The organism is Ruegeria sp. YKSF131, from assembly GCF_059612645.1.
Genome location: NZ_JBXWQZ010000105.1, coordinates 1 through 7,447, shown reverse-complemented (window position 1 = coordinate 7,447; position 7,447 = coordinate 1). Strand labels below are relative to the sequence as shown.

Annotated in this window: 5 protein-coding genes and 1 tRNA gene; 2 read left to right on the top strand and 4 right to left on the bottom strand. The window is 57.8% G+C overall.

Annotated elements, in window-relative coordinates:
- Positions 1–88: 88 nt before the first annotated feature.
- Genes AC2FLZ_RS21390 through AC2FLZ_RS21380 form a run of 3 tightly spaced genes read right to left on the bottom strand, consistent with a single transcriptional unit; the run spans position 89 to position 4,661 of the window.
- Entirely contained in the window at positions 89–2,278 is a 2,190-nt protein-coding gene (locus AC2FLZ_RS21390) for a dehydrogenase E1 component subunit alpha/beta (RefSeq protein WP_496809078.1), read from the bottom strand.
- A gap of 11 nt (positions 2,279–2,289) precedes the next feature.
- A complete protein-coding gene (locus AC2FLZ_RS21385; RefSeq protein WP_480521025.1) occupies positions 2,290–3,492 on the bottom strand; it encodes an acyl-CoA dehydrogenase in 1,203 nt (400 codons plus the stop codon).
- Positions 3,489–4,661 (bottom strand): pyridoxal phosphate-dependent aminotransferase, encoded by a 1,173-nt coding sequence (locus AC2FLZ_RS21380; protein WP_496882747.1) that lies wholly within the window; start codon positions 4,659–4,661, stop codon positions 3,489–3,491. Before AC2FLZ_RS21380 ends, AC2FLZ_RS21385 begins: the two co-directional genes overlap by 4 nt.
- Before the next feature lie 101 nt (positions 4,662–4,762).
- Here AC2FLZ_RS21380 and AC2FLZ_RS21375 point away from each other — a divergent pair, with 101 nt between their 5' ends.
- A complete protein-coding gene (locus AC2FLZ_RS21375) occupies positions 4,763–5,659 on the top strand; it encodes a LysR family transcriptional regulator (RefSeq protein WP_480496309.1) in 897 nt (298 codons plus the stop codon).
- Between the two features lie 22 nt (positions 5,660–5,681).
- Here the strand turns inward: AC2FLZ_RS21375 and AC2FLZ_RS21370 are convergent, their stop codons facing one another.
- Entirely contained in the window at positions 5,682–6,551 is an 870-nt protein-coding gene (locus tag AC2FLZ_RS21370; RefSeq protein WP_480521031.1) for a hypothetical protein, read from the bottom strand.
- Between the two features lie 181 nt (positions 6,552–6,732).
- Here AC2FLZ_RS21370 and AC2FLZ_RS21365 point away from each other — a divergent pair.
- Positions 6,733–6,808, top strand: a tRNA-Thr gene (locus tag AC2FLZ_RS21365).
- Positions 6,809–7,447: the final 639 nt, after the last annotated feature.

Below are 7,447 nucleotides of genomic sequence, written 5' to 3'. Positions count from 1 at the left end.
GTAAAATGCCGACCCAGAACACCCAATTCGGGTTTGTTATAGGTTCCGCGCCCCGGACAGATGACAACAGCGGTTTGTTTCGCAGACCTCATTTGCCCGTCTCCATAAGGGATCTTGCTGCGGCCTCGATGCTGTCTTTCGATGGCATGGTCGCGGCATAGGCCGGGCCGGTGGCAATAAAGCTGTCTTCGGCGGTAATACGAGCCATCGGCACATCAGTGGTTTCGTGGAAATGGGCCATCAGGGCTTCGGCCACGCCGCCGTGATGCCGGGTTTCATCGACGATCAATATCCGCTTGGCGCCGCTTACGGCCCGGGTCAGCGCGTCTTTGGGAAGCGGCGACAACCAGCGCATGTCAATTATCCGGGTTTTTGTCCCGTCGGCCTCCAGCGATTTGCGCGCCTGATGGCTGAGGTAGACGCCATTGCCAAAGGTAACGATGGCCAGATCGTCGCCATCTCCATCCACGCCGACCTCGCCGAAACCGATCCTTTCGGATGGGTCGGGGTAAGTGTGCATCCAGCCTGCGTCCCCGGCTTCGTGCAGGTCCCGCATCGGGTAGAGCGCGATGGGTTCCAGAAACACGACCAACCGCTGTTCTTCCCGGGCCAGCCGCACGCATTCACGCAGCATTCGTGCAGCGTCGGCGCCGTTCGATGGGCAGGCCAGGATCAGCCCCGGAATATCGCGCAAAACCGCGACCGAGTTGTCATTGTGGAAATGCCCGCCAAAGCCCTTTTGATACCCCAGCCCGGCGATGCGAACGACCATCGGGTTGGTGTACTGACCGTTCGAGAAGAAGGGCAGGGTGGCCGCTTCACCGCGCAACTGGTCTTCGGCGTTGTGAAGATAGGCCAGGAACTGGATTTCCGGCATGGGCGTAAACCCGTTTTGGGCCATCCCGATGGCGAGGCCCAGAATCGACTGTTCGTCTAGCAGCGTGTCGATCATCCGGTCGGGTCCGAAACGGGCCTGAAGCTTTTGCGTCACGCCATAGACACCGCCTTTGCGCCCGACATCTTCGCCCATCATCACGATCTCGCCGTGTTCAAGCATCAGGTCGCTCAGGGCCCAGTTGATCAGGCGCGACATGATCTGGGGTTCAGCATGTGCTTTGAGGTCGCCGCCGAATACCTCAGCCCGATGTTCAGCTGACGGGCCATTGGTCGGGGCGCAGGGGCGTGCGGGCGGGATCAGGCTGGCCATCACGTCACCTGCGGTTTTCAGGCGAGGGCGGGTGATCGCCTTGTCGGCGACGCGGGTGACGCGGTCGCAGGTGTCGGTGTACACCTTCAACGCGTCATCCGGTTGCATCGCACCGGATTGTTCCAGCAGACGGACGGAGTGCAGCAGGGGGTCGTTCGCCTCTTCGGCTTCGACCTCGGATTTTGGCATATAGGTGGTGGGCATATCTGCCCCGGCGTGGCCATACAGGCGCACCGTGCGGATATGCAGAAATGCGGGCTTCTTGCGGCTGCGGACATAGGCGGCGGCTTCTTGAGCGACACGGTAGGTTTCGAAAACATCGAGCCCGTCGCACGAGAAATACCTCAGTCCCGGTCGATGAGAGAATGTCGCGGCAATCCAGCCTTGTGGTGTCTTGGTCGAAATTCCGATCCCGTTGTCCTCGCAGCAGAACAGCAGTGGCAGGGGAACCGACTGGTAAGACGTCCACTGCGCGGTGTTGAACGCGCCTTGCGCAGTGGAATGGTTGGCCGAGGCATCACCAAAGGAACAGTAGACGATGGCGTCGTCCGGCATTTCTGCATGTTCGGGTTTGTGACGGCGGGCTGCCCCGATTGCATAAGCAGCGCCGACAGCTTTGGGCAGGTGGCTGGCAATGGTCGAGGTCTGCGGCGGGATGCAAAGCGCCTTTGACCCCAACACCTTGTGCCGCCCACCGCTGATCGGATCATCAGAGGATGAAGCGAAGGACAACAGAATATCCCATGTCGGGCTCTGCCCCGGCACCTGATCGGACCGGGCGATCTGAAACGCGGCGTCGCGGTAGTGCAGAAAAGCAGGGTCTGTCGGGCGCAGGGCTGCCGCCACCGCAGCCATCCCCTCGTGACCAGAGGAGCCGATGGTATAGAATCCCTGGCCCGCTTTCTGCATTGCCCGGCTTTGGCGGTCCAATGCACGGCTCAGACATTGCGCGCGATATAGCCCGACTGCTTCGGGCGCTGTCAGTGGGCCAGACGGCGTCGCGCCAGCGGGAAAATCCCGTGCCGCAACCCGGCGCAGGAAGTTGTCATGCACAATGGTTGCGCGATCCATCTTTGTCGTCCTCAGGCGAAGGCTTGCAGGCCCGTTTGCGCGCGACCCAAGATCAAGGCATGAACATCATGCGTGCCTTCATAGGTGTTCACGGTTTCCAGATTCACCATGTGGCGGATCACGTGGAAATCCTGGCTGATGCCATTGCCGCCGTGCATGTCACGTGCGTGGCGGGCGACCTCAAGTGCCTTGCCGCAATTGTTGCGCTTGATCAGGCTGATCATCTCGGGTGCTGCGCGGGCTTCGTCCATCAGACGACCCACGCGCAGAGCGGCCTGAAGGCCCAAGGCGATTTCGGTCTGCATGTTCGCAAGCTTCAGCTGGAACAGCTGCGTTTGCGCTAAAGGGCGACCGAATTGTTTTCGGTCCAGACCATATTGCCGTGCGGCGTGCCAGCAGGCCTCAGCTGCGCCCATAGATCCCCAGGCGATACCGTATCGTGCACGGTTTAGGCAGCCAAACGGCCCTTTCAGACCTTCGACACCCGGCAACAGAGCATCTTCCCCGACCTCGACATTGTTCATCACGATCTCACCTGTGATCGAGGCACGCAGCGACAGTTTGCCTTCGATCTTCGGGGCTGAAAGACCGGGTGTGCCTTTTTCAAGTACGAAACCCTTGATCTTGCCGTCATGCGCGTCTGATTTGGCCCAGACAACAAACACGTCAGCAATGGGCGCGTTCGAAATCCACATCTTTGAGCCGTTGAGGACATAACCCCCTTCGGTCTTTTTCGCGACGGTTTTCATGCCGCCGGGGTCCGAACCTGCATCGGGCTCGGTCAGGCCAAAACAGCCAATAGACTCACCGCTGGCCAGTTTCGGAAGATATTTCCGGCGCTGTTCATCCGTTCCGTAGGCATAGATCGGGTACATGACGAGGCTGGACTGCACCGACATCATCGAGCGGTAACCGCTGTCGACGCGTTCCACTTCGCGTGCGACCAGACCGTAAGTGACATAGCTGGCACCGATGCCGCCGAATTCTTCGGGGATAGTCGTGCCCAGAAGGCCCATTTGCCCCATCTCGCGAAAAATCTCGGGGTCTGTTTCTTCATTGGCAAAAGCCTGAGTTACACGGGGCAGCAGTTTGTCCTGCGCGTAGGCGTTGGCCGCATCGCGCACCATGCGTTCATCCTCGGCCAACTGGTCTTCCAGCAGAAAAGGGTCATCCCAAGTGAAAGGGCCAAGCTGGGGGCGGGATTGTGGTTTCATGAGAGTTTCCTTTCTACAGCGGCTTTGAGACGTGCAAGCCCCGCTGCAATTGTATCTTGGGCATAAGCAAAGCTCAGGCGAAAATGTCCGGGCAACCCGAATGCGCGACCGGGAACCAGAGCGACACCAGCATCTTCCAACAACCAGGTGCAGAAGTCAGCGTCATTTTTGAAAGGCCCACCCTGATCCTCAAGCAGTCCGGCGCAGGAAGGGAAGGCGTAAAACGCCCCGTCGGGTGCCGCGCAGCGCAAACCCGGAACCGCGTTCAACCCTGCAACCACCAGATCACGGCGTTCGGCAAATACGGCGCGGCGTTCTTCCAACAGGCCCGCGCTGCCGGTCAGCGCCGCAAGCGAGGCCCATTGTGCAATCGAACAGGCACCCGAGGTAACCTGCCCCTGAACGGCCACCATCGCCTTGATCAGCTCGACCGGCCCGATCCCCCAGCCTATGCGCCATCCGGTCATGGACCATGCTTTGGCGACACCGTCGACGATCAACAGACGGTCGGCAAGGTCAGGGGCCGCCTCGGCCACTGATACAAACGGAGTAAAGCTGAGATGGCGATAAATCTCGTCCGCAAGAACCCAAACCTGTGGATGCCGGGACAGAACAGATGCGAGGGCGGCAATTTCATCCTGCGTGTAGATTGCCCCCGACGGGTTCGACGGCGTGTTGAGCATCAGCCAGCGTGCGCGCGGTGTAATGGCGGCCTCTAACTGTTCCGGCAGAAGCTTGAATCCCTGATCCATCTGGCAAGGCAGAATGACGGGCATTCCACCCGCCATCCGCACTATGTCAGAATAGCTGGTCCAGTAGGGCGCGGGCATGATGACCTCGTCGCCGGGGTTCAGGCTGGCCAGCATGGCATTGGCAATCACCTGTTTGGCACCGGTCGACACAATGACCTGAGCAACTTCGGCTTTGGCCTGCCGGGCAACTTCGGTGCGCAAATCGGGCACCCCGGCCGTCGGCGGGTACTTCGTCTTGCCGTCCAGCGCTGCCGCGTGGGCTGCTTCGACCACATGGGGCGGGGTGGGCAGGTCAGGCTCACCGGTCGACAATGCCAGAACATCGCGCCCTTCCGAACGCAAGCGTGCGGCGGCCTCGGAAATCTGCACGATTTCGGACAATTCGATACCGTTTAGTCGGTTTGCGCGATGGAACACTGTTAATCTTCCTCTGGAGATGACTGAGGTTCTATCTGCAAAGTAACTTGAAAAAAATACGCTGTTTTGTATCGTTTCAGTGACTAAAACTCATGAGTGATATGCCCAGAATCAATTCCCTGCCGTCTTTTGCCCTCATGCGCAGTTTCGAGGCTGCTGCACGCCACGAAAGCTATACCATGGCGGCAGAAGAGCTTGGTGTGACGCAGGGCGCGGTTAGCCGTCAGGTTCGTGAACTTGAGGTTGCGCTGGGGGTGACGCTGTTTCGCCGGGTCGGACGTGCGGTTCGCTTGTCGAAAGCGGGTCGCGCTTTGTTTGAAGAACTTGCAGGCGACCTTGAGCGGCTGAACGGTACGATCAATCGTGCGATCGCGGCCGGTGACGGTGCGTCGTTGCTGACCTTGGCGGTCCTGCCCACCTTTGCGACACGGTGGCTGGTGCCCAGACTGCCGGATTTCAAGCACCTGCATCCGGGGATCGAACTGGATCTGCATTCCTACACGACGCCGTTCAGCCTGGAAGAGCGGCGCATGGACCTTGCCATTCACTTTGGGCACGAAGACTGGCCCGGTGCGCGGCTACGCAAGCTGTTCCCGGAAAAACTTGTTGTAGCGGCTGCGCCTGTGTTGTTGGGCGACCAACGGACTTTCGAGGAACAGCATGTGTTCGATCTGCCGCTGTTGCATCTGACCTCGCGGCCCGGGCTGTGGTCCGAATATCATGCCAGCCATAGACTTGAGGCCAGAACGGTTTTTCCAGGAATGCGCTTTGATCAGTTCTCGATGCTGATCGAAGGCGCAGTTGCCGGGCTTGGGGCTGCGATTTTGCCGTCCTATCTGATCGAGGCCGAGTTGGCGTCGGGCGCGCTGGTCCAGACCGGGCAACTGGCGAATACCTCGGGCAGCGCATATTTCATTGCCACACCAACCGGGCAGAGGAACGAAGCCGTACAAGCATTTGCGGACTGGATCATCCGGCAAACGAAAAGGCATCAGTAAGGGTGCAGCCGCGAAAGAAAGGTTACAGTACCCGGATACCTGGCATGGTCTGGATGACTGCCAGATCCTGCTCGTAAAGCTCTGTAAATGCGTCAACGATGTCGGCGTTCCAGCCGGGCAGATCAAGTTCCTCTTCGACCTCATCGGGCCGGGCGTGGTCTTCCAATATCCGCGCAAGGTCTTCGCGTTGAGTATCTTTGTCGAGGCCGTCGCTGCCCCGCACGATGTCCAGAACATGCCGTTGACCGGTTTCAGTCAGAAGCGACGACAGCAACGCATACTCATCCACCAGAGGAGCGTCACCGGGCAGGCCCGCCATTGCGCGCATGATATCCCCCAGAATCAGTGGCAAGTGTTCATTCTTCCACAAAGTGAGCTGCACCTGAGGCGCAAGATCGCGCAGATCTTCGATCATGCTCAACCAGCTCAGGCAGCTCAGATCGGTGCTGGTCAGAATCTCCTGCCGGTGATCTTCATGGATCGACATCAGGACCTTGGGTATGAAAATCCCAGGGTTCACCAGACCGACGAATAATTCAACTTGAGCATCCTCCAGCAAGGTCTGGGCATAGGCTGTCCGCTGCCCGGCAAAAGGGTAAATCTGTCCATGTTGCAGGGCAGAACGTGTTGGGCCAAAGAACTTGTCGTTCGAGAGGATGACACGATCAACATTTGGATCATCTGGAAGAAGGGCGTGCAGCCCGTCCTGCGTTTCTGAATCAGTCAAATCCTGAGCAAGAGCATCAGACAGAACCTTGACAAACTGACGCCCGCCGCGTGGCCCCAAGATCGCAGCACGGCAATCCACCAAGGCCTGCTTGATTGCCGAAAGCGAGGACAGCACTTGCCCTTCATCGGCAAAGGCGGCCCCGGCATGGATTACTACCTGCATCTTTAGTCCTTTTACCCTCAGGGGCTGTGTCCATCCCATTCTATGTCTTTGCGTCGCATGAAAATCTGCAACGAAACAACCCCGCGGTTTCTGCACTTTCTCAGGAAAACGGGCAATCCCCAAGTTCGAGTCAAAAATGAGGGTTGCAGTCCTCTGTCGGACGAAGTAATCGACTGCCAATGCCCCTATAGCTCAGCTGGTAGAGCAACTGATTTGTAATCAGTAGGTCCGCGGTTCGAGTCCGTGTGGGGGCACCACTTTACATGATAAGATTCTGTAATATAATGTTTTTCAGAGCGGTACCTTGTGTATCCCCTGATTTATCCCCTGTTTTTCTGTTGATGGATATGAGCCCAGATTTTCTCGCCATCGATTCCCTTGATACGCATTCTTCTAATAAGATTGATGATAGTAAATGTTGGTGTTTTTTAGAGTTAGGGCTGTGAAAATGTCCCAACTTAAACGGGCAAACCGACCCAGGTTTTATGCCTTTTGACGATGCTAGGCTCCGAAGGCAGCTCTCATGAGTACTCTACGCGATCACCAGCTCGCAGTCCGGTCCGGGTCTGTGCAGCCAGAAACTGGCGACACTATGGTCGTTGCCATCCCATTCTCCTAATTGGACGAATACATCGTCGTGCAAAGGTAGTCTCCTTTTAGCGAATTTAGAGAGCTTCAAAAGATCAGTCTGGGGAAACTTGCTGCATCGCTGTAAGTGCAATGCTGCGCCCGCGAATACCTCTCACACTCACGTTCGCTGCGCCTGCACAAGTCCGGTTTGTCCGGAGGGTGTGTGGAAACTTGGTTGATCTCGGAGCCTCCAATCGGTTTTGACTTTTGTGTCCTTTTTTGGCTTGGGATCATCATTTTGATGGACAGGATGGATTGTGAGGTCG

What these genes read in the sequence shown, in the direction of transcription:
- AC2FLZ_RS21390 (WP_496809078.1), bottom strand. Translation starts at nt 2,278, where the DNA reads ATGGATCGCGCAACCATTGTGCATGACAACTTCCTGCGCCGGGTTGCG.
- AC2FLZ_RS21385 (WP_480521025.1), bottom strand. Translation starts at nt 3,492, where the DNA reads ATGAAACCACAATCCCGCCCCCAGCTTGGCCCTTTCACTTGGGATGAC.
- AC2FLZ_RS21375 (WP_480496309.1), top strand. Translation starts at nt 4,763, where the DNA reads ATGCCCAGAATCAATTCCCTGCCGTCTTTTGCCCTCATGCGCAGTTTC.
- AC2FLZ_RS21370 (WP_480521031.1), bottom strand. Translation starts at nt 6,551, where the DNA reads ATGCAGGTAGTAATCCATGCCGGGGCCGCCTTTGCCGATGAAGGGCAA.